This window comes from Sandarakinorhabdus glacialis (assembly GCF_014643455.1).
Taxonomy (GTDB): Bacteria; Pseudomonadota; Alphaproteobacteria; order Sphingomonadales; family Sphingomonadaceae; genus Sandarakinorhabdus; species Sandarakinorhabdus glacialis.
This window is the reverse complement of record NZ_BMJM01000007.1, coordinates 95349-117473: the sequence shown is the minus strand read 5'-3', so window position 1 is coordinate 117473 and position 22125 is coordinate 95349. Positions and strand designations below refer to the sequence as shown.

Annotated in this window: 25 protein-coding genes and 1 pseudogene; 16 read left to right on the top strand and 10 right to left on the bottom strand. The window is 65.1% G+C overall.

The features are described from left to right. The first annotated feature begins 102 nt into the window (after positions 1 to 102). Entirely contained in the window at positions 103 to 741 is a 639-nt protein-coding gene (locus tag IEW98_RS11150) for an outer membrane protein (RefSeq protein ID WP_188763031.1), read from the top strand. A 171-nt stretch (positions 742 to 912) separates the two neighbouring features. Here the strand turns inward: IEW98_RS11150 and IEW98_RS11145 are convergent, their stop codons facing one another. The 8 genes from IEW98_RS11145 to IEW98_RS11110 form a co-directional block, all read right to left on the bottom strand. Then, positions 913 to 1548, bottom strand: a complete 636-nt coding sequence (locus IEW98_RS11145; protein WP_188763030.1) for a 3-oxoacid CoA-transferase subunit B — start codon at positions 1546 to 1548, stop codon at positions 913 to 915. Continuing rightward, a complete protein-coding gene (locus IEW98_RS11140; RefSeq protein WP_188763029.1) occupies positions 1548 to 2117 on the bottom strand; it encodes a hypothetical protein in 570 nt (189 codons plus the stop codon). Before IEW98_RS11140 ends, IEW98_RS11145 begins: the two co-directional genes overlap by 1 nt. Continuing rightward, the gene (locus tag IEW98_RS11135; RefSeq protein ID WP_188763092.1) at positions 2114 to 2824 is read right to left on the bottom strand and encodes a CoA transferase subunit A; all 711 of its coding nucleotides are present in this window, start codon (positions 2822 to 2824) and stop codon (positions 2114 to 2116) included. Before IEW98_RS11135 ends, IEW98_RS11140 begins: the two co-directional genes overlap by 4 nt. Before the next feature lie 326 nt (positions 2825 to 3150). Next, positions 3151 to 4644: a class I adenylate-forming enzyme family protein gene (locus tag IEW98_RS11130; protein ID WP_188763028.1), complete on the bottom strand. Its 1494-nt coding sequence runs from the start codon at positions 4642 to 4644 to the stop codon at positions 3151 to 3153. A gap of 72 nt (positions 4645 to 4716) precedes the next feature. Continuing rightward, complete coding sequence (locus IEW98_RS11125) at positions 4717 to 5049, bottom strand: hypothetical protein (protein ID WP_188763027.1); 333 nt, start codon at positions 5047 to 5049, stop codon at positions 4717 to 4719. A gap of 74 nt (positions 5050 to 5123) precedes the next feature. Further along, positions 5124 to 5975 (bottom strand): cold-shock protein, encoded by an 852-nt coding sequence (locus IEW98_RS16780; protein WP_188763026.1) that lies wholly within the window; start codon positions 5973 to 5975, stop codon positions 5124 to 5126. Between the two features lie 165 nt (positions 5976 to 6140). Beyond that, a complete protein-coding gene (locus IEW98_RS11115) occupies positions 6141 to 6893 on the bottom strand; it encodes a TIGR02186 family protein (protein WP_188763025.1) in 753 nt (250 codons plus the stop codon). Next, positions 6890 to 7810 carry a sulfite exporter TauE/SafE family protein gene (locus IEW98_RS11110; RefSeq protein ID WP_188763024.1) on the bottom strand — a complete coding sequence of 307 codons (921 nt, stop codon included), beginning with the start codon at positions 7808 to 7810 and terminating at the stop codon, positions 6890 to 6892. The genes IEW98_RS11115 and IEW98_RS11110 overlap by 4 nt, the downstream gene beginning before the upstream one ends. 146 nt (positions 7811 to 7956) lie before the next feature. Between IEW98_RS11110 and IEW98_RS11105 the strand changes: the two genes are divergently transcribed. From IEW98_RS11105 to IEW98_RS11040, 15 genes and pseudogenes are all read left to right on the top strand, one after another. Next, complete coding sequence (locus tag IEW98_RS11105; RefSeq protein ID WP_188763023.1) at positions 7957 to 8466, top strand: MaoC family dehydratase; 510 nt, start codon at positions 7957 to 7959, stop codon at positions 8464 to 8466. A gap of 17 nt (positions 8467 to 8483) precedes the next feature. Beyond that, a complete protein-coding gene (locus IEW98_RS11100; RefSeq protein ID WP_188763022.1) occupies positions 8484 to 9704 on the top strand; it encodes an acyl-CoA dehydrogenase family protein in 1221 nt (406 codons plus the stop codon). An 11-nt stretch (positions 9705 to 9715) separates the two neighbouring features. Beyond that, a complete protein-coding gene (locus IEW98_RS11095) occupies positions 9716 to 10180 on the top strand; it encodes a universal stress protein (protein WP_188763021.1) in 465 nt (154 codons plus the stop codon). A 172-nt stretch (positions 10181 to 10352) separates the two neighbouring features. After that, positions 10353 to 10916 (top strand): NifU family protein, encoded by a 564-nt coding sequence (locus IEW98_RS11090; RefSeq protein WP_188763020.1) that lies wholly within the window; start codon positions 10353 to 10355, stop codon positions 10914 to 10916. Then, positions 10916 to 11509: a malonic semialdehyde reductase gene (locus IEW98_RS11085; protein ID WP_188763019.1), complete on the top strand. Its 594-nt coding sequence runs from the start codon at positions 10916 to 10918 to the stop codon at positions 11507 to 11509. Before IEW98_RS11090 ends, IEW98_RS11085 begins: the two co-directional genes overlap by 1 nt. After that, positions 11506 to 12105 carry a tRNA (adenosine(37)-N6)-threonylcarbamoyltransferase complex dimerization subunit type 1 TsaB gene (tsaB, locus tag IEW98_RS16775; RefSeq protein WP_188763018.1) on the top strand — a complete coding sequence of 200 codons (600 nt, stop codon included), beginning with the start codon at positions 11506 to 11508 and terminating at the stop codon, positions 12103 to 12105. The genes IEW98_RS11085 and tsaB overlap by 4 nt, the downstream gene beginning before the upstream one ends. Before the next feature lie 24 nt (positions 12106 to 12129). Continuing rightward, positions 12130 to 12621, top strand: a complete 492-nt coding sequence (locus tag IEW98_RS11075) for a GNAT family N-acetyltransferase (RefSeq protein WP_243450707.1) — start codon at positions 12130 to 12132, stop codon at positions 12619 to 12621. A gap of 87 nt (positions 12622 to 12708) precedes the next feature. Then, entirely contained in the window at positions 12709 to 13164 is a 456-nt protein-coding gene (locus IEW98_RS11070; protein WP_188763090.1) for a Ros/MucR family transcriptional regulator, read from the top strand. A 109-nt stretch (positions 13165 to 13273) separates the two neighbouring features. After that, a complete protein-coding gene (locus IEW98_RS11065) occupies positions 13274 to 13696 on the top strand; it encodes a Fur family transcriptional regulator (protein WP_188763017.1) in 423 nt (140 codons plus the stop codon). A 12-nt stretch (positions 13697 to 13708) separates the two neighbouring features. Then, positions 13709 to 14269 (top strand): annotated as a pseudogene (locus IEW98_RS16940) (lysophospholipid acyltransferase family protein); the annotation flags it as partial. A gap of 51 nt (positions 14270 to 14320) precedes the next feature. Next, the gene (locus tag IEW98_RS16475) at positions 14321 to 14572 is read left to right on the top strand and encodes a hypothetical protein (RefSeq protein ID WP_243450705.1); all 252 of its coding nucleotides are present in this window, start codon (positions 14321 to 14323) and stop codon (positions 14570 to 14572) included. Positions 14573 to 14711: 139 nt separating this feature from the next. Further along, a complete protein-coding gene (miaB, locus tag IEW98_RS11055) occupies positions 14712 to 16100 on the top strand; it encodes a tRNA (N6-isopentenyl adenosine(37)-C2)-methylthiotransferase MiaB (RefSeq protein ID WP_188763016.1) in 1389 nt (462 codons plus the stop codon). Then, positions 16100 to 17134, top strand: a complete 1035-nt coding sequence (locus tag IEW98_RS11050; RefSeq protein ID WP_188763015.1) for a PhoH family protein — start codon at positions 16100 to 16102, stop codon at positions 17132 to 17134. The genes miaB and IEW98_RS11050 overlap by 1 nt, the downstream gene beginning before the upstream one ends. Positions 17135 to 17199: 65 nt before the next feature. Further along, complete coding sequence (gene ybeY / locus IEW98_RS11045; RefSeq protein WP_188763014.1) at positions 17200 to 17712, top strand: rRNA maturation RNase YbeY; 513 nt, start codon at positions 17200 to 17202, stop codon at positions 17710 to 17712. A gap of 10 nt (positions 17713 to 17722) precedes the next feature. After that, positions 17723 to 18637: a transporter associated domain-containing protein gene (locus tag IEW98_RS11040; RefSeq protein ID WP_188763013.1), complete on the top strand. Its 915-nt coding sequence runs from the start codon at positions 17723 to 17725 to the stop codon at positions 18635 to 18637. 183 nt (positions 18638 to 18820) lie between these two features. Here IEW98_RS11040 and IEW98_RS11035 read toward each other — a convergent pair whose 3' ends face one another. Together IEW98_RS11035 and IEW98_RS11030 are read right to left on the bottom strand one after the other, a co-directional pair. After that, on the bottom strand, positions 18821 to 19093 hold the full coding sequence (locus IEW98_RS11035; RefSeq protein ID WP_188763012.1) for an SWIB/MDM2 domain-containing protein: 273 nt from the start codon (positions 19091 to 19093) through the stop codon (positions 18821 to 18823). Positions 19094 to 19358: 265 nt separating this feature from the next. Next, positions 19359 to 21920, bottom strand: a complete 2562-nt coding sequence (locus IEW98_RS11030) for a TonB-dependent receptor (RefSeq protein WP_188763011.1) — start codon at positions 21918 to 21920, stop codon at positions 19359 to 19361. Positions 21921 to 22125 lie beyond the last annotated feature (205 nt).

The following is a 22125-nucleotide window of genomic DNA, read 5'->3' as shown; positions in this document are numbered from 1 at the left end:
CATCGGAACTTCGCCGGTGCTTTTTCCCCTTGTAACCCCATTGTCACAACACTAGGTCAACGCCCCGGCACATTGCCGTGTGTAGTGATTGTGGAGTTTTACATGTTCAAGTCCGTTCTCGCGGTAACCGCGTTTCTGGTTGCCGCCCCCGTTCTCGCCCAGGATGCCCCCGCCGCTTTCAACGGCCCTTTCGTTGGTATCCAGGGCGGCTGGCAGCAGGATCGCCAGACCCTCAAGACCCTTGATGGTGCCTTCACCGGCAGCGCGACCAACAAGAACGACGGCTTCGCCTATGGCGGCCAGATCGGTTATGACTTCGGCCTGTCGCCAACGACGGTCTTCGGTGTCGAAGTCGCGCTGACCGGCCGCACCGGCAACGGCGATCTCGAAAACGGCGCCGACAGCGTCGAACTGTCCCAGGGCCGCACGATCTCGGCAACCGGGCGCCTCGGCTACCTCGTCGATCCGCTCAGCCTCCTGTACGTCCGCGGCGGTTATTCGAACGCCCAGTACCGCATCGACGATGGCTTCACTCAGGTTTCGGAAAACCGCGACGGCTACACCGTCGGCGCCGGCTACGAGCGCATGTTCACGCCCAACGTCTCGGGCCGCGTCGAGTACAACTACTCCGATTTCGGTTCGGACGACCTGCCGTTCGTCGCCGCCAGCCTCGGCGTCACCGATGCCGAACTGAAGTATCGCCGTCACGCCGTCACCGCCGGCCTCAACTTCCGCTTCTAACCAATCCGGCAATCCGCTCTTTCCTCCCCCTCAAGGGGGGAGGCGAGAGACGCGCCGTTGACGCGAAGGCGTCGCCTACGGCTGCGCGGCCCGGGTGGGGGTGGTCCCCCGTCGACACAAAACATCACTTCGACAGTCGCGCGTGATCCTTCGATCGGAGCTACGCGTCCCCTAAGCCTCAAACGCCCCTTCCGTCTTCCCCCGCAACTCCTCCAAACTCACCCCCGGCGCCAGCTCCACCAACCGAAACGCCTCGCCCTTGGCCGGCCGCGCCAGCACGCACAAGTCCGAAATCACCATGTCGACGACGTTCTTGCCGGTCAGCGGCAAGGTGCACGTCGTCTTGAACTTGGCTTCGCCCGCCTTGGAATTATGCTCCATCAGCACGATGATGCGCTTGACGCCGGCGACGAGATCCATCGCCCCGCCCATGCCCTTGACCATCTTGCCGGGGATCATCCAGTTCGCCAGGTCGCCGTTCTCGGCAACTTCCATGGCGCCCAGGATGCTCAGGTCGATATGCCCGCCGCGAATCATCGCAAAGCTCTCGGCGCTTGAAAAATAGCTCGACCGCCGCAACTCGGTGATCGTCTGCTTGCCGGCGTTGATCAGGTCGGCGTCGATCTCGTCCTCATACGGAAACGGCCCCATGCCGAGCATGCCGTTCTCGCTCTGCAGGGTGATGTCGATCCCCGGTGCGATATGGTTGGCCACCAAAGTCGGCATGCCGATGCCCAAATTGACGTAAAACCCGTCCTGCAACTCGCGCGCTGCCCGCGCCGCCTGCTCGTCGCGATTCCACGCCATTATTTCGCCTCCGCCTTGCGCCCGAGCCCGCACGTGATCGTGCCGTCGGCGATCGCCTGTTTCAGTTCGGCGCGCCGCGCGACACCGTCGATTTTCTTGGGATCGATCTTCGTCGACGCCTCGAAGGCCGGCGCGATCGTCGCCGCCAACGCATCGGTCAGCAACCGCTCGCTGTCGCGCTGCATCTGCGCGCCGATCTTGTCTCCGAACGGCGCAATCGTCGCCGCCGTCACCGCCGGCGCCTCGGTCACCGCGCGCGCCAGCACATCCTGGGGAACATTGTCGCGATAGGCACTGATCAGATTGACCTGCCAATCCGGCAAACCCTTCGCGATCGCCGCATCGAACGCCGGCCGCACCAGCTTGCAGGTCTGGGCGATGCCCAGCGCATACGCCGCCTGCGCCATGCCCTCGGTCGAAAACAGCGTCCGCAACACCAAATTCTCGAACTGCACCTCGGGCTTGGCGATCGCCGCAATCGCCGCGTCGCTCGCCGGCCCTTCGGCTGCGGCCTCCGTCCCGCAAGCGCCAACCAACAGCAACGCCAACAAGGCAGCGCGGAGCTTCATGCGGCGTCCCGCGTCCGCACCGTGCGCTGCTCGATGCGTTTTTCGTAATCCTTGCCGACAAACATCCGCTGCACATAAACGCCCGGCGTGTGGATCGCATCCGGATCGAGCGCCCCGGCTTCGACCAGTTCCTCGACTTCGGCAATCGTCACCTTGCCGGCGGTCGCCATCACCGGGTTGAAATTGCGCGCCGTCTTGCGAAACACGAGATTGCCATACGGGTCGGCCTTCCACGCCTTGACCAGCGCCACATCGGCAACCAGCCCGGTTTCGAGAATATAGCCCTCATCGCCGAACGATTTCACGTCCTTGCCCTCGGCCACCAGCGTGCCGACGCCGACCTTGGTGTAAAAGCCCGGAATGCCTGCCCCGCCGGCGCGAATACGCTCGGCCAACGTCCCCTGCGGATTGAATTCGAGCTGCAATTCACCCGCCAGATATTGCCGCTCGAACTCCTTGTTCTCGCCGACATAACTCGCGATCATTTTCGAAATCTGCCGCGTCTCGAGCAGCAGCCCCAATCCGAAGCCATCGACCCCGGCATTGTTCGAAATCGCCGTGATGTTCTTCGTCCCCGAAGCCTTCAACGCCGCGATCAGCTTTTCGGGTATCCCGCACAGTCCGAACCCGCCCGACATGATGGTCATGCCATCGAAAACCACGCCCTCGAGCGCAGCGGCGGCATCGGCATAAAGCTTGTTCGGCATCGGCAGGCTCCGGTTCAACTGCCGCGGGTTAGCGCAATTGAGCCGCCGGTGCCAGAGCCGGGAAGCGTCAGACCTTGCCGACGATACCCTTAATCCTTGCAACGAATCTGCTGCCGGAACCGGAAAGGCGATTTAGTACTCGCAAGCGCTGTCTCTCCAGACCCCGCCTCTATCCATACAACCGTCCTGAGCCATGAATGGCGCAACCCAGACAATGGCTACCACTGCGACCAAAGCTGCCACCATCGCAGCCAACGCCGATCGCTTCCAAATTGTCCGCATTGCTGCTTGCTATCCAATCCGAAAAGCAAATCACGAGCTACTATTTAGTCGACCTTGCCAGCAAAGCTGTCGCGCAGTTCGCGCTTCAGCACCTTGCCGATATGGCTGCGCGGCAATTCATCCACCAGCACGAGTGCCGCCAGCCGCTGGGTCTTGCCCAGCCCGGCATTCGACCGCGCCTTGAGATCCTCGGCATCGGCCCCCGGCGCCACCACGAACGCCACCGGCGTTTCCCCCCAGCGGTCGGACGGCATCGCCACCACCGCCGCTTCGCGAACCTCGGGCAGGGCCGTGATCACCGCCTCGATGTCGCTGGGATAAATGTTGAAACCGCCCGAGATGATCATGTCCTTGGCGCGGTCCATCAACGTCAGGAATCCCTCCTCGTCGAGCCTCCCGATGTCGCCGGTCCGCAACCAGCGCGATCCATCGGGCGCCGTCCAATACGCCTTGTCGGTCAGGTCGGGGCGGTTGCGATAGCCGTTCATCGTCGCCGGCGACTGGCCGACGATCTCACCCGGCGTGCCCGGCGCCACGTCGTTGCCGTCCTCGTCGATGATCCGCACCGCATGGCCCTCGCTGGCGCGGCCGACGGTGTGCAGCTTGTCAGGGAACAGATGCGCCGCCAGCAAAAAGCTCACCCCGCCCTCGGTCATCCCGAAAAATTCGACCAGCCCGCCCGGCATCCGCCGCAGCACCTCCGCCTTCAATTCGGCAGGGAAGGGCGCCGACGTGCAGAATTTCATCACCAGCGACAATGTGTGATTGTCGAACGACGGCTCGGCGAGCACCCGCCGATATTGCACCGGCACCAGCATCGTATGCGTCGCGGCGTGCGTCTCGGCGAGCTTCAACCATTCCGCCGCATTGAACTTGGGTTGCAGCACGACCGTCCCGCCCCACGCCAGCGTCGGCAGGAACGACACCAACGTCGTGTTCGAATACAGCGGCGTCGACAGCAACGTCACCGATTTATCATCATATCCCAGTGCCTTGGCCCCGGTGATATGCAGCGACCGCATCGCCGCCGACTGGACGATGCCCTTGGGTGTGCCCGTCGTTCCCGACGAGTAGATGATGTTGAACGCGCCCTGGGGATCGAGTTCCGCCAGCGGCGGTGCTTCGGCCGTCGTGTCGATCCACTTGTCCAGGTCATCGAGATCGACCAGCACCCGGTCCTTGAGCACATCGGCGAACTCACGCCGGCTCGCTGCGTCGACGAACACCAGCCGCGCCCCCGAATCCGCCACCATCGCCGCGATCTGCGCCGGCGTCGAACTTGGCGCCAGCGGGGCCGCCACCGCCCGCAATCGCAAGGCCGCCGCCCACAACACGGCATAGTCGACCGACGACGCGGCAACGATCGCCACCGCATCGCCCGGCGCCGTGCCCAGCTTGGCCAATGTCGCCGCCACAGCTTCGACCCGCGCCCCGAAACGCCCGTAATCGATGCTTTTATCGCCGCAGATAACCGCCGGATGGTCAGGCTGCGCTATGGCAAGGGCGGAAATGGCGGCGGGAAAGTCAAAACAGGTCATGCGCGCAAACTGCCGCCCAAAGCCCCGACTGTCCAGCTATCACAACCCAGCAAAAGGCGCCCTGGCCGAACCTTACTTCGCCGCGACCCCCCATTTCAACGCTTCCTGCGTCTCCGCCGTCCGCATCTTGCGATCGTAAAGGCACAGCATCGTTGCCCGCGCGCCCTTCATGTGCGCCGGCCGCCACCGCCCGCCGACCAGCAGCGCGGTCTTGCCGCTATCGTCGCTGAACAGGATCGGCTGGCCGATAATCGCCGCCTGGCGCAAGTTCGACACCTTGATGCAAGCCTTCGACGCCTGCGCCATGCCCTTGTCCCACGCCGCATCGCTCGACGCCGCCGCCGGCGCAGCAACTGCCAGCACAGCGACTGCCAGCACGGGGGTCGCAAGTTTGATCAGGCGCATATTAATTCCTTTGAACATGAAAAAGGCGACCGTGCGATATCGCACAGCCGCCCTTTCCACAGGCTTGACGAAACTTACAGCGAGGTGATGTTCACCGCAGCCTGCTTGCCGCGACGATCTTCTTCCAGCTCGAACGAGACGCGCTGGCCTTCGTTCAAATTGGCCATGCCGGCGCGCTCGACGGCCGAAATATGCACGAATGCATCCGGACCACCGTCTTCACGCTGGATGAAGCCGAAGCCCTTCTGGCCGTTGAAGAACTTGACGGTGCCTTCGACGCGCTCGCCGTTGGTGGCAGGCGCGGCGTCACGGTCGCGGCCAAAGCCACCAGGGGCTGCCGGACGTGCCGGACGGTCGCCGAAGCCACCTTCACGCTCACGCGGCGGCGCACGGTCGGTCACCGGCAATGCTTCGCCATCGATGACCAGGTCGGTCGCCGAAACGCGGCCGTTGCGCTCGGTCAGGGTGAATTCCATCGGCTGGCCATCGGCCAGGCCGGTCAGGCCGGCTGCTTCCACCGCGGAGATGTGAACGAAAACGTCTTCGCCGCCGTCATCGCGAACGACAAAGCCGAAACCCTTCTGGCCGTTGAAGAACTTGACCACGCCCTTGGCGGTGCCGAGAACAACTCCAGGACCCATGTCGCGTGGGGGCCGCGGGCCGTTGAAGCCGCCGCCACCCGGGCGACCGCCAAAGCCACCGCCGCCGCCGGCGCCACCGCCGCCGAAACGGCTGCCGCCGCCGCCGCCGAAGCGATCGCCGCCGCCACCGCCGCCGCCGTAACCACCACCGCCGCCGCCGCCGAAGCGATCACCACCGCCGCCGCCGCCATAGCTGCTGCCGCCTTCAAACTGGTCGAAACCGCGCTCGCGCTTGTCGAAACCACCACCACGCCCGGAACCACGTCCGCGTCGATCAAAGCTCATTTTCTGTCCAAGTCTTCCATAGTCAGTACAAGTGGTGCTCGTCGGCGGCGATGCGGTGTAGTCCAAAGCGTCGAAACCGAAATTGCTCCACGTTCATTCCTACAGGAAATTCACCGAGTCGGCGAGAGACTTATTACAATCACCCCATAAGGGTCAGCGGCCCGCTCACGCCCGCCGCGTCACCAGGCTGGCGATCCACCCGGCCAGCAACGCCGCCGCCACCGCCGCCATGCCGTACGCCAGGCTATGCTTCTGCGCCGCCACGTAAACCCAGCGCTCGAACCCCGATTTGCCGATGACGATCGGGGTCGTCGAACTCGCCACCACGCGGCCTTTGCGAATGAGGTGGATCTCCGCGACATAATCGCCCACCGGCACCGCCGCCGGAATCGCGATGCGCGCCCGGTACAGCACGTTGCGCGTCACCGTCACCGCCTCCGGGCTCTCGACGAACAGCCCGGCGCTGCGCTTCGCCGCGATCAACCCCTGTTCGAACGCCTCCGTCTCGGCATCGCTCGCGCCCGTCGCCGGCGACAGCTGCAGGTTCGCCACGCCGATCTCATAGATCGCCGTCACCCGGTCGTCGGCGAGCTCGTCGATCGGGCGCGTCGTCGCCACCGCGTAAAACCCCGGCACACTCTCGAAGCGCACCGAATCGGTGTTGATCCAGATCCCCGCCACACGTTCCTTGCGCCGCACCGTCACCGGCTGCACCGGCCCCCGCACGACGATGGCAATGTCCGGCGGCGCCTCGGGCACGGCGCCCTGCGGATACTGGATCGCCCCGAACACCAGCAGGTCGGCGCCCTTGAACGTCGTGTTGATGTCGATTTGCCCCTGGCTCAGGTCGGTGATCAGGATCGTCGGCGCCGCCCCGCCGAGCAACAGCCCCGCCAGCAGGAAAAACACCGCCCTCATTGCGGACCATAGAGCGTGAACAGCGCCGCCGGCTGCAGCGTCAGCCCGATCAGCAACCGCACCGCCACCGCCAGCACAATCAGCGCCAGCGCCAGCCGCAGCTTCTCCGGCCGCAGCTTTTGCGCCGCGCGCACGCCGAATTGCGCTCCCGCCACCCCGCCCGCCAGCAACAGCAGCGCCAACACGATATCGACCGATTTCGACGACGTCGCATGGAGCAGCGTCACCGCCCCCGTCACGAAGATGATCTGGAACAGCGACGTCCCCACCACAGCGCTCGCCGACATGCCGAGCAGGTAGATCATCGCCGGCACCATGATGAACCCGCCGCCGACGCCCATGATGACCGTCAGCACCCCGACCAGCGCCCCGAGCAGCAGCGGCGCCAGCGGCGAGATGTACAGTCCGGATTTATAGAAGCGCATCTTGCCCGGCAGCGCCGCGATCCACGGCACATGCCGCCGCAGCCTCGCCGGCGCCCGGTCGCCATCGCGCTTCAACGCGATCAGCGTGGTCAGCGCTTCCTTGAGCATTAGCCCGCCGATCACCCCGAGGAACACCACATAGATGACATTGATCGCGACATCGATCTGGCCGAGCTTCTGCAGTGCCCGGAAAATGATCTGCCCGACACCGGCGCCCATCACGCCGCCCGCCACCAGTACGCCGCCCATCTTCACATCGACCTGGCCGCGCCGCCAGTACGCCAGCGCCCCCGAAACGCTCGCCCCGGTGATCTGCGTCGCCGACGACGCCACCGCCACCGCCGGCGGTATCCCGTAAAAGATTAGCAGCGGTGTCGTCAGGAACCCGCCGCCCACCCCGAACATCCCCGACAGGAAGCCGACCCCGCCCCCCAGCAGGATGATGACCAGCGCATTGACCGACATTTCGGCGATTGGAAGATAGATATCCATTGAAGCGGTGACCCTAGCGCTCCAATGCGTCCCGCCGCCAGTGGCACGGCTCTGCGCTTGCCCCGCCGAGCCCGCTTTTGTTTGACTTCCTCGGCTGTCCGGACAGTCTGGCGGCGAACCGACAAGCATCGAAGGGGAGAATATCCATGCGCCGGGGCGTCATCGAGGTCGGTCCACAGCGGTACCGCGAAACCTATGGCCGTGACTATGAGGAATTCACCGTCGGCGACGTCTATGAACATCGCCCCGGCCGCACCATCACCGAGAACGACAATATCTGGTTCACCCTGCTGACGATGAACACCCACCCGGTGCACTTCGACCGGGTCTATGCCGCCAAAACCGAATTCAAGCAGCCGCTGGTCAATTCCACGCTGACCGTCGCCATCCTCACCGGCATGAGCGTGTCCGATGTCAGCCAGAAGGCCGTCGCCAACCTCGGCTGGACCGACATCCGCATGACCGCGCCGGTCTTCGCCGGCGACACGCTCTACGCCGAATCCGAAGTCATCGAAAAACGCGAATCCAGATCCCGTCCCGACCAGGGGCTGGTGACTATCAAGACCACCGGGCGCAATCAGGACGGCATCACCGTATGCGAGTTCCTGCGCACGATACTGATCTGGAAACGCGGCAACGGCCCCGGCGACGAATGAAACCAAAGGACGAAACAATGGCCACCGCCTACAACCAGACCCGCCACGTCGACCCCGATTTCGAAACCCAGCTGCTCGATTCGATCGACAAATGGATCGACCGCGAACTCCGCCCCGTCGTCCTCGAGCACGACCACGGCGACATCTGGCCCGAAAAGATCGTCGCGCAAATGGTCGACCTCGGCCTGTTCGGCGCCACCATCGGCGAGGAATATGGCGGCCTCGGCCTGCCCGCCGCCACCTATGTGAAAATCGTCGCGCGCATCTGCAATTACTGGATGGCGCCGACCGGCATCTTCAACAGCCACCTCATCCTGGCGCTCGCCATCGAAAAATTCGGCACCCCCTCGCAGAAAAGCAAATGGCTGCCGAAAATGGCCCGCGGCGAAATCCGCGGCGGCCTCGCCCTCACCGAACCCGACGCCGGCACCGATCTCCAGGGCATCCGCATGACCGCCAGGCGGGACGGCGACCATTATATCCTCAACGGCACCAAGACCTGGATCAGCAACGCCATCTACGGCGATGTCTTTGCCCTGCTGGTCAAGACCGACGTCAACGCCGACCCGCGCTACAAGGGCATGAGCCTGTTCATCGCCGACAAGGGCCTGCCCGGCTTCAGGACCGGCAGGAAGATCGCCAAGCTCGGCTACAACAGCATCGATTCAGGCGAACTCATCTTCGAGGACTGCCGCATTCCCGCCGACCAGCTCATCGGCAACATCGAAGGCCAGGGCTTTTTCCAGGCCACCGGCGGCCTCGAACTCGGCCGCATCAACGTCGCCGCCCGCGGCGTCGGCATGGCCGAAGGCGCGCTTCGCCTCGCCACCGACTATGCCCAGGTCCGCAAGACGATGGGCAAGCCGATCGCCGAACACCAGGCCATCCAGCTGAAGCTCGGCGAGATGGTGACCCGCGCCCGCGCCGCCCGCCTGCTCACCATCGACGCCGCCCAAGCCTACGACCGCGGCGAACGCGTCGACATGGAAGCCGGCATGGCCAAGTATTTCGCCAGCGAAGCCGCCGCCGAAAACGCCCAGGAAGCCATGCGCATCTTCGGCGGCTATTCCTATTCGAAGGAATTCGACATCGAACGCTTCTACCGCGATGCGATGCTGCTCTGCATCGGCGAAGGCACCAACGAAATGCAGCGCATGATTATCGCCAAACAATGGATAAAACGAAACCCCGCCTACAACCGCAGCACGCATCTTCCCCAACCCCCGCAACGCGGCTAACTTCACCGGCAATGGACACCGCGCCCACCTATCTGGTCGTCATCGACCAGAGCGCCGAAAGCCGGATCGCCCTGCGCTTCGCCGCGTTGCGGGCGGCCCATGTCGGTGCCCGCGTCGCCCTCGTCCACGTCATCCCGACCCCTGAATTCATGCAATGGGGCGGCGTCCAGGAGGCCATGGCCGCCGAGGCCCGCGCCGAAGCCGACGCACTTCTCGCCGCCGTCGCCGACGAAGCCGAAACCCTGTCCGGCGCCCGCCCGCACACCATCGTCCTCGACGGCGACGCCGCCCCCGCCGTCTTCGACCATATTCGCGCCGACCCCAGCATCCGCGCCCTCGTCCTCGGCGCCGCCTCGAAAGGCCCCCCCGGCGCCCTCATCGGCTTCTTCACCGGCGAACGCGCCGGGCAACTCCCCTGCATCGTCATCATCGTCCCCGGCGGCCTCGACCCCGACCGCCTCGAATCCCTCACCTAATTGTCCTCCCCCTAAAGGGGGTAGGCGAGAGACGCGCCCTTCGCGCGGCCAGGGTGGGGGTGTCCCCCCTCCCAGAATACAAGAACAATTTCATCCCATATCCCCTCCAAGGTTGATTCCTCCACCCATCCGCGCCACATCGCCAATAAGTCGAAAACCCGGAGCCACCCCGATGTTCATCGAAACCGAACGCACGCCCAACCCCGCCACCCTGATGTTCCGCTCGGGCCTCAGCGTCACCGACGGCACCACCGCCGATTTCGCCACTCCCGAAGCCGCCGCCGACACTTCGCCGCTCGCCGCCGCGCTGTTCTCGCTCGGCGACGTCGAGCGCGTCTTCTTCGGCGCCGATTTCATCAGCGTCACCAAGTCCGAAGGTTCCGCCGACTGGATCGCCCTCAAGCCGCAGGTCCTCGGCGTCCTCGTCGATCATTTCAGCTCGGGCGCGCCCGTTTTCACCACCACCGCCGTCGCCGCCGGCCCCGTGAACAACGACGACCCCGCCGACGCCGAGATCATCACCCAGATCATCGAGCTCATCGACACCCGCATCCGCCCGCAAGTCGCCGGCGACGGCGGCGACATCGTCTACCGCGGCTTCGACAAGGGCGTCGTCTACCTCGAAATGCAGGGCGCCTGCTCCGGCTGCCCCTCCTCCACCGCGACGCTGAAAATGGGCATCGAATCCCTGCTCAAATACTACGTCCCCGAAGTCATCGACGTCCGCGCCATCTGATGTCCGGCTCCCCGCTCGGCGCCGACGCGCTCGACCTGCTGTTCCGCGACGCCCGCACCTATTACAGCTGGGACGAAACCCCCGTTACCGAAACCGAGCTCCGCGCCCTTTACGACCTCGTCAAGATGGGCCCGACCTCGGCCAACGCCTCCCCCGCGCGCTTCATCTTCGCAGCCAGCGCCGACGCCAGGGCGAAACTCGCCGCCACCGCCAGTGCCGCCAACGCTCCCAAGATCCTTGCCGCCCCGGTCACCGCCATCATCGGCTTCGACACCAAGTTCTACGACAAGCTGCCAATCCTCTTTCCTCCCGCCGACGCCCGCAGCTGGTTCGCCCATAGCGAGACCGTCGCCCGCGAGACCGCCGTCCGCAATTCCTCGCTCCAGGGCGCCTATTTCATCATCGCCGCCCGCGCCCTCGGCTGGGATACCGGCCCCATGTCGGGCTTCGACAAGGCCGCCGTAGACGCCCAGTTCTGGGCCGGCACCGATGTCGAGACCAACTTCATCTGCTCGCTCGGCAAGGGTACCACCGAAAAGCTCTTCGACCGCCTGCCGCGCCTGTCCTTCGAGGACGCCGCCACCATCCTGTGAGAACCCTCGCCATCTCGACCGCATCGCCGGCGCTCTCGCTGGCGCTGTTCGACGGCGACCGGCTCCTCGCCCATGATCACCGCATCATCGGCCGCGGCCACGCCGAGGCGCTGCTCCCCGCCATCATCGCGCTGATGGGCGACACCCGCGCCGATCGCATCATCGTCGACAACGGCCCCGGCAGCTTCACCGGCATCCGCATCGGCATCGCCGCCGCCCGCGCCCTCGGCTTCGCCTGGGGTGTCCCCGTCACCGGCTGCGAGGGCGGCAGCCTCGTCGCCGCCCGTGCCTTTGCACTGCGTTCCGATGTCGCTGGCGTCACCATCTTCCTCGATGCCGGCCGCGGCCAGGTCCTCCACCAGCGCATCGCCCGCGATTTCACCGCCTCGCCGATCACCACCATCGCCCCCGACGCTGTCATCGCCGCCGTCGTCGCCGCCCCCGGCGAAGCCACCGCCGGGCCCCTGTCGCCCGCCGGCCATATCCACGATGGCCAGCCCGACACCGCCTTTGCCCTGCACCTGCCGCTGCCCGCCCGCTCGCTTTCGCCGACCGCGCTCTATGTGCGTCCGCCAGACGCCATATTGCCGCTTTGACGACGGCGGCATAAGCAAAGGGCCATGTCCACGCTCGCCGGCCCCGTGATCGCCCCCGCCGATGAACGCCATCTCGAAGCCTTGATGGCCGTCATGCGCACCGCCTTCGATCCGCGCTACGGCGAAAGCTGGTCGGCGCTGCAACTCGCCGGCACCATGGGGCTCGCCAGCAGCTTCGCCCGCCAGGCGCTGGGTCCCGACGGCCGCGCCCGCGGCTTTACGCTGTGCCGCTCCGCCGGAGTCGAAGTCGAATTGCTGCTTATTGCGGTCGATGCGGCCGAACGGGGCAAAGGTTACGGATCGTTGCTGATGCAAACCGCTTGCCAGGACGCCTTTCGGCACGGTGCGTCCCAATTGTTTCTGGAAGTGCGCGAAAATAATACCGCCGCCCGTGCGCTTTACGGTCGCACGGGCTTTGTCGATGTCGGTCGCCGACCCGATTATTACAGCGGTTCGGCCGGCGAACGCTTTGCCGCTATTACCATGCGCCGAGAACTTGCCGACCTGGTCAACTGATCGTTGCTATTGCATTTGTTACCTGCCTGCCTCATGCGCAAAGACGCGGAGGAGGGATCCGCGGCGTTGAGCCCCAAGGAACGAGAAATGACCGACAATTCACAAGTTCACAACGAACTGCTGGCATTGACTGCCGATATCGTGTCGTCGCACTTTGCAAACAACACAGTTGCCCCGGGTGATGTCCAGGGCGTTATCGAAAGCGTCTATTCGACGCTCGCCAAGCTTGGTTCGCCGGTTGTCGAGCCTGTTATTCGGCAGGAGCCCGCTGTTTCGATCCGCGCTTCGATCAAGCCGGACTTCATCATCTGTCTCGAAGACGGAAAGAAGCTGAAAATGCTCAAGCGTCACTTGATGACGCGCTATGGCATGACGCCGGATCAGTATCGGGCCAAATGGGGTCTTCCAGCCGACTATCCGATGGTCGCTCCCAACTATGCCGAACAGCGCCGCAACCTTGCCAAGTCGATCGGCCTCGGCACCAAGCGCGTTGCCAAGGTCGGCGGCAAGCCCCGTGGTCGCCCGCGGAAGGTCGTCGCGTAACGCCCGGCACCGTGATTTCCGGCCAGCGCACTGCGTTTCACGCCGGCCGGAGCACTTGCCCAGTCTCCGCCGCCCGCCTATCTGAAGGCGGGCGGTTGGAGAATTGAGAATGGGCACGACAATCGACGTCGAGGCGCTTTGCCTGAAAAAGGGCCTGCGCATCACCGAACAGCGCCGCGTCATCGCGCGCGTCCTGTCCGAAGTCGACGATCATCCCGACGTCGAGGCGCTGCACCGCCGCGTTGCCGCCATCGATCCCCGGATTTCGATCGCCACCGTCTATCGCACCGTCAAGCTGTTCGAGGAATCGGGCATCATCGAGCGCCATGAATTCCAGGGCGGCCGCTCGCGCTATGAAACCGTCCAGGACGAGCATCACGATCACCTCATCGACGTCGAAACCGGCAATGTCATCGAATTCCACGACGCCGACCTCGAGGAACTCCAGTCCCGCATCGCCGCCCGGCTCGGCTTTCGCCTCGTCGATCACCGCATGGAGCTTTACGGCGTCGCGATCCCGGTCGCCAAATAGACGGCCCAGGCCATCGCCATACGCCCTCCCGATCCGCGCCGGCCGACCCCGCTGAAGCAGGCCCAGCACGCCATCCGTTTCCAGCGCTTCGGCGCTGCCAAGGGTGTCGCCGGCGCCGTCACCACCGCCTCGGTCCTCGTTCCCGCCGAACTCGTCCTGCGCAGCCTCGATCGCTTCGGCCCGCGCCGCGACAAGGCGCATCTGCCGCAACTCTTCCACCGCAGCCTGTCGCGTGCGCTGGGTATCCGCATCACCTCGCACGGCCGCCCGCCGCGGACGAAACCCCGGCCCGGTGCCGGCGTCCTCTACGTCGCCAACCACGTCTCATGGGCCGACATCCCGGTCCTCGGCGCGCGTATTCCCGCCGCCTTCGTCGCCCGCGCCGATCTTGCCGGCTGGGGTTTCGTCGGCTGGCTCGCCACCCTGGCCCGCACGGTCTTCGTCGAACGCGAGCGCCGCAGCAGCACCGGGGAGCAACGCGACGCGATATCCCAGCGCCTCGCCCACGGCGACAGCGTCATCCTGTTCCCCGAAGGCACCAACTCCGACGGCACCCATGTCCTGCCGTTCAAATCGGCGCTGTTCGCCGTCACCGACGGCCTGCCCGACGTCATCGTCCAGCCGGTGACCATCGCCTATACCAACGTCAACGGCATGCCCGTCACCCGCGAACGCCTGCCCGATCTCGCCTGGGTCGGCGACACGCAGCTGATGCCCCACGCCGCCGCCTTCATGTCACTCGGCCGCATCCGCGCCGAACTCATCTTCCACCCCCCGGTCCGCGCCGCCGATTTCGCCAACCGCAAGATGCTCGCCCACCACTGCCAGACCGTAATCACCCACGGCTATCGCAAGCTGATGGGCCACAATCTCTAGCCCTTTTTGTCCACTGTCATGCCAGCGAAGGCTGGCATCCAGTCGTGCCGCCAAGCACCATCCCCCCCCGAACCAGCACCAATCGCCGCGCCAAACCCACCCCCAGCCAATTAAGATGACCCCGCACCAACCACCCGCTATGACTGTCCCGTCCCAACCGGAGTCGCCGCAGCCAGTGTCACGCTACCACGTCAAATCTTTCGGCTGCCAGATGAACGTCTATGATTCCGAACGCATGGGCGACCTGCTCGCCGGCGAGGGCCATGTTGCGGTGGATTCGCCCGACAATGCCGACATCGTCGTCCTCAACACCTGCCATATCCGCGAACGCGCTGCCGAAAAACTCTACTCCGACATCGGTCGCCTCAGGAAGCCCCGCGCCGACGGCAGCCGCCCGGTCATCGTCGCCGCCGGCTGCGTCGCCCAGGCCGAAGGCGCCGAAATCGGCCGCCGCGCCCCCGCCGTCGATGTCATCGTCGGGCCATTGGCCTATCACCGCCTGCCCGACCTGCTGCGCGAAGCCGCCGCCATCCCCGAGGACGCCCGCGGCGCCCGCTGGGGCAGGGCGATCGACACCGACATGCCGGCCAGCCCGAAATTCGACCATCTGCCGCCGCGCCGTCACCAGGGTGCCAGCGCCTTCCTCACCGTTCAGGAAGGCTGCGACAAATTCTGCACCTTCTGCGTCGTGCCCTATACCCGCGGCGGCGAAACCTCGCGCCCGCAAGCCGATCTCGTCGCCGAAGCGCATACGCTGGTCGCTGCCGGCGCCGTCGAAATCACCCTCATCGGCCAGAACGTCAACGCCTATGACGGCGGCAGCGCCGGCACCGACAGCCTGCCCGGCCTCATCGCGCGCCTCGCCGAAATCCCCGGCCTCAAGCGCATCCGCTATACCACCAGCCACCCGCGCGACATGACGCAGGGGCTCATCGACGCCCATGCCCGCATCCCAAAATTGATGCCCTATCTCCACCTGCCGGTGCAATCCGGCAGCAGCCGCATTCTCAAGGCGATGAACCGCGCCCATACCCGCGAATCCTACCTCGCCACGCTGGCGCAGCTCCGCGCCGTCCGCCCCGACATCGCGCTGTCGGGCGATTTCATCGTCGGCTTCCCCGGCGAGACCGAGCAGGATTTCCAGGACACGCTCGATATCGTCGCCGAGGTCGGTTACGCGCAGGCCTATAGCTTCAAATATTCGCAGCGCCCCGGTACCCCGGCCGCGACAATGGCCGACCAGGTCCCCGAACCCGTCAAGGAAGAACGCCTCGCCCGCCTGCAGGCGGCAATCACCGCCGGCGCGTATGAATTCAACAAGGCCAGCGTCGGCCGCATCACCGAAATCCTGCTCGAACGTCCCGGCCGCAAGCCCGGCCAGCTCATCGGCAAGACGCCGTGGCTGCAATCCGCCGTCGTCGAAATCCCCGGCGCCAAGATCGGCGACCTGATCGCCGTCCAGATCACCCAAGGCCAACCGAACAGCGTCGAAGCATCTCCTCTCCAAGCAGAAAGAGCAGCAGCCTGATGTCGAAAAAGCCCGTGCGCTCCCCCGTCACAGGAGGCGACCGCACCCGGTCCCTCGCTGCCAGCGACCGCGTCCGGCTCGAGATCGAATTCGAAAAGGCCTATCTGCTCGGGCCGCTGTTCGGCGAATATGACCAGAACCTCATCGCCCTCGAAGGCCAGCTCGGCGTCTATATCTCGGCGCGCGGCAACAAGGTTCAACTCGAGGGGGAGGCCGATGCCGCCGCCCGCGCCCGCGACGTGCTCACCGGCCTCTACAACCGCCTCGCCCACGGCGAGACCATCGACGCCGGCGATGTCGTCGGCGCCGTCGCCATTGCCGCCGATCCGTCGCTGGTTGGGCTGGTCAGCGCCGATTCCGGCCTCGCCAACACCGCCGTCATCCGCACCCGCCGCAAGACCATCGCGGCGCGCAGCCCCACCCAGGTCCGCTACATCGAGGCGCTCGCCCGCGACTCGATCATTTTCGCCCTCGGGCCAGCGGGCACCGGCAAGACCTACCTCGCCGTGGCGCAAGCCGTCAGCCAGCTCATCGCCGGCTCGGTCGATCGCCTCGTGCTGTCACGCCCGGCGGTCGAGGCCGGCGAACGCCTCGGCTTCCTGCCGGGCGACATGAAGGACAAGGTCGACCCCTATCTGCGGCCGCTGTACGACGCGCTCTACGACATGCTTCCCGCCGAACAGGTCGAACGCCGCCTCGCCAGCGGCGAAATCGAGATCGCCCCGCTCGCGTTCATGCGCGGCCGCACGCTGGCCAACGCCTTCATCATCCTCGACGAGGCCCAGAACACCACGCCGCTGCAGATGAAGATGTTCCTGACCCGCTTCGGCGAGCGCAGCCGCATGGTCGTCTGCGGCGATCCCAACCAAGTCGACCTCCCCAACCCCGCCGCCTCGGGCCTCGCCGACGCCGTAAAACGCCTCGACGGCCTCGACGGCATCTCGGTCCTGCGCTTCTCCTCCCGCGAAGTCGTCCGCCACCCCATCGTCGGCCTCATCGTCGACGCCTACGAAGGCCCTCCCCAAGATGGCTAACCCTAAAACCCCTCTCCCACTTGGGGAGAGGGAGGGTGAGGGCGCTCGCCGCAAGAGGCCATGACATGCTGACCACTGAAACCGACTTGGCCAGCCCGCTCTGGACCACCACCCCCACCACCGACTGGGAAACCCTCGCCGCGTCCGCCGTCGCCGCCGCCCTCGCTGTCTCCCCCCATGGTCACCTCGCCGACAGCGGCGCCAACGTCGAGGTCAGTGTCCGGTTGTCGGACGACGAGGACGTCCACAACCTCAACCGCCAGTACCGGCAAAAGGACAAGCCGACCAACGTCCTCAGCTTCCCGATGGTCCAGGCCGACCTCATCGAATCGCTCGCCAATTCCGACGACGGCGAAATCCTGCTCGGCGACATCATCCTCGCTGCCGAGACCTGTACCCGCGAAGCCGCCGAAAAGGGCTGGGCCAACAGCGATTACGCGCAACACCTCATTGTCCACGGCACGCTGCACCTGCTAGGTTACGACCATGAACTCGGCGAATCCCAGGCGGACAAGATGGAAGCCCTTGAATCCGCGGCCTGCGCAAGCCTCGGCCTGCCCGACCCATATGCAGGTTAATTCCTGAGTCATGCCCGACCCCGACAGTAGCAGCGATTTCGCCTCCCGGCTCTGGCGCGGGCTGCGCCTGCTCATAACCGGTTCCGACCACGAACCCAGCCTGCGCGAAAGCCTCGAGGAGGCAATCGACGAGCATGACGACGTCGGCGCCGCCCGCGACGATCTTTCCCCCGTCGAACGCGCCATGCTCAAGAACATGCTGCATTTCGGCGAGCGCGAGGCCGGCGACATCTGCGTGCCGCGCTCCGACATGGTGGTCTTCGACATCGCCGACGGCTTTCCGGCGCTCGTCGCCCAGTTCAAGGAGGCCGGCCACAGCCGCGTGCCGGTATTCCGCGGCGACCGCGACCACATCATCGGCATGGCGCACATCAAGGACGTCTACGCCCATATCGCCGACACTTTCGACGACCGGGTCTCGTCGCGCCGCCTCCAGGAACTCCCCATCGAGCCGCTGCTGCGCCCGGTGCTGTTCGTCCCCGCCGCGATGCGCATCGTCGACCTGCTTGCCCGCATGCGCGCCGGCCGCACCCACATGGCGATGATCGTCGACGAATATGGCGGCACCGACGGCCTCGTCACTATCGAGGATCTCGTCGAGGAAATCGTCGGCGACATCGAGGACGAACACGACGAGGACGAAGCCGCGCTGCTCCAATCGATCAACGACCGCCTCTGGGAAGCCGACGCCCGCCTGCCCCTCGAGGACCTCGAGGAAGAACTAGGCCAGTCATTCGCCGACGCCGAGATCGGCGACGAGGTCGACACTCTGGGCGGCATGGTCTTCATGCTCGCCGGCCGCGTCCCGGCGATGGGTGAGACCGTCGAGCACCCCAGCGGCTGGCGCTTCGAGGTCATCGACGGCGACCCCCGCATGGTCAAGCGCCTTCGCCTCCACGCCCCAGCAGACAGAGTAGCAGCCTGACCGCGTTGTCCTCCCCCTAGAGGGGGGAGGCGAGAGACGCGTCTTCGCGGCCCGGGTGGCGGTGGTCCCCCGCGCAAAACGCAGCGACCCCCGCGCCGCCCGGCACCCCAAAATCAAACAGCCGGCACGGCCCCAATCAGGACCGGCCGGCTGCGATCAACCCAAATAGGGTCGACGAAACACCTACTTCAGATGCTGCGCCAGATACTTGTTCATCTCGAACATCGTGCATTCGTCACGCCCGAAAACCTTGCGCAGATTGTCGTCGGCAACGATGACACGCTTGTCGGTCGGCTTCTGGAGATCATGCTTTTTGATGTATTCCCACACCTTGCTGACCACCTGGCCGCGCGGGAGCATATCTTTCCCGACAATGACCGCTAGTTCCGGCGAAGGCGTCAGCGGCTTCTGCAACGCATCCATCTTCTTACCTGCCGGCTTGGCTTCTACTGCCATGTTTCTCCCCTCTTGCACTGACCTGGGACCATCCAGTTCGGCGGTCCCTTCCTGGCTAGGTAAATGCTTAGCGCAGTTCAGCCGTCACGCAACTGTCTCGACACCTCTTCGACCGATGTTTCGCTCGTTTCGAGACTTTCCATGCCCCTCAGGACCCGCGAAACGACTTCCTGGTGTATTGCCAGCGTGCGAGCCTGTCGGTCGGTAAGGCAGGCCCAGCGCTCATTTCGCTGCAATTCCACCTCTACTCAAGTCTGCGCCCGAGTCACAACACCCGCTTCAGCCGCACCTGGAAGACCCTTGGCGTGTTCAGATACGTCGCATTTCCCAATGTCGATTCCACATAGGTCGTGTCGAGGCAGTTGGTGCACTCCAGCGCCAGCGTCCAGTTGTTGTCGTCGGTCCGCATCGCCAGTCCGGCGTTGACCAGAGCAAAGCTGTCGCCCTGGCTGCCGGTGATCAACGTGCCGCCGTTCGGATTGGCCGCGAACGTCCGCCCGCCGCCGCCAGGCCCGGCCGTGATCGGTCCCGAATAGATCGAGGCATTGGCGCTGCCGGTCTCGTACGACGACCGCCAGGTGGCGTTGACGGTCGGTGTCAGGATGATCCCCGCCAATGGCAGCCGGAAGTCATACGACGCTCCCGCCGAAACGCTGACACTCGGCGTCCGCACCGGCCTGGCGATGGTCCCGGCTGCGGTCACGATGCCCGCTGCGCATGCCGGCGCATTGTTCGCCGCCATCCCCGCCGGGGCCGAATTGGGCGACAGCGGCACTTGTCCCGAAGCCAGTTGTGCCGCGCACCGCGCCTGCTGGAACGCCGTCGAGGCCACGCCATACTCGTCAAAATTCGGCGCACTGCTGTCGATGCGATACGCGTCGTCCTGCAGACCCAGGTTAAGATAGAGGTTCAGCCCATCGACCGGCACGGCAGTCAGCTCGATCTCGACGCCCTTGTTGCGATAATCGGCGAAATTCTGGGTGACGAGCGCCGTTGAATTGTCGCGCCGCACGAACGTCGACGGCGTCTGCAAATTCTTGGCATCGAGCAGGAACGCCGTCACATTGGCGCGCAGCCGGTTGCCGAACCATTCCGACTTGATGCCGGCTTCGTAACTCCACACCGCCTGCGGCCCGAACGGCAGCAATTCGTCGGCATTGTAGCCGCGCGCATTCCAGCCGCCCGATCCGAACCCCCGTGTCGCGCTGGCAAACAACAGCAAATCATCGTTGGGCTTGTAGTTGACGGCAAAGCGCGGCGCCCATTGCTGCGTCTTCTGCATGACCGGGATCGGCACACCGTTCGGTGCCACCAGGCTCCCGAAATTGAGACAGGTCACCGCCGTGCTGCCGGCGCACTGCGGCCGGTTGTCGACGATCGTGAACCTGCGTTCCTCGTCGGTATAGCGCACCCCGGCGGTCAGCTTCAGTCCATCGAACAGGTTGAGATCGCCCTGAAAATACCCGGCCCATGACGACACGCTGTTGTTCAGCCGGCGATCCGCCAGCAACATCGGCGTCGCTGTCCCGGTGTAAATCGACTGGATATCGGCAAAGTCCGTGTCGTTGTTCTCGTCGAGCAGATACACGCCTGTCACATAGTCGAGCAGTCCGCCGAACAGGCGTCCCGACAGTTTCACTTCCTGCGAGAACTGGCTGTGCTTGCTGTCGTTGAGCACGGTGTACCCGCCCAATGGAAAGCCGCGCACCACCGGGTCCGCCGCTGCCAGGTTCGGCAACGCCCGACCATCCGCAAAATCGATCGCATATCTCTGCGTCAGGTCGACAAAACCGGTGATGACATTGAGCGTCGCCGCATCCGACGACCATTCGAAGTTGCTCGTGTAAAGCAAGGTGTCGGTGCGGTTGCCGAGCCCGAATTCGCGCTTGGCGCCGGAGATCTCCAGCGGCGCATAGCTGCTGGTCGCCTGCCGCAGGCCCGTCGTCGCGAACCGCCCGTCGCAGTCATTCGGACTGCGCGGATCGCAGCGGTAATTCAGCAGATTCTCGCTATCGGCGCGGACATAGGCAAACGACCCGTTCCAGTCGAAATTCTCGGCGAAATCGAGCCGCAGCGCCAGGCGGAAACCGGCCCCGTCATTGTCGTTCTGCTGCTCGCCGGTCGTCGTGTTCGCCGCATAACCGTCGTCGTCCTGGAAATATCCCGACAGTTTCAGCCCGACGCCCGCCGCCAGCGGCATGTCGAGCGAGGCCCGCGCCAGCTTGCGATCATACGACCCATAGGTGAACTCGCCATATCCTGCGAGCTCGGTTCCCGGCCGCTTGAGCACCACGCTGACGGCGCCGCCCACCGGGTTGCGGCCCATCAGCACGCCCTGCGGCCCGCGCAGCACTTCGACGCGCTCGACATCAAAGAAATTGAAGTTATTGGCGCTCTGCCGGCCGAGGGCGATCTCGTCGATATAGGTGCCGACCACTGGATCGAACGTCGCGATCGTCTCGGTATTGCCCAGTCCGCGAATGAAATAGGCGTTGGCCGAACCCAGGCCGGCGACGTTGGTGCCGACCATGTTGGGCACATATTGGCCCAGTTGCGACGTCGCCTGGATATTTTTGGCATCGAGGTCATCGGCCGAAAAAACGCTGACCGCGATCGGCACCGACTGCGCCGATTCGCGCCGCCGCTGCGCCGTCACCACGACTTCAGGCAGGCCCGACGGGGCGACCGCCGGCGCCTCCGTGGTGGCTGCCGCTTCCCCGGCCGGAGCAACCTCCTGCGCGCTCGCAACCGACGAGACGGCCAGCGCCGATGCTGCCAGCAATACGGCGCGCACTCGCAGGCGCCCCCGGGTCGTCGCAGTCTTCATCCCAGTCTCTCCAACGCCGAAACCACCATCGTCATGCCCGAACCTGGCAATGCGACGATGAGGCCGGACAAATTTCGACACGCCGTGGCAGCCAGATCAACGGCATCATTTCCGTCCAAAGCTTCCGTTACAGGTCGGGGACCACGGCACAACCCACTTCCGGGGGGACCCCGGCACAACCCATCTTCGCACACAATTGCGCCGA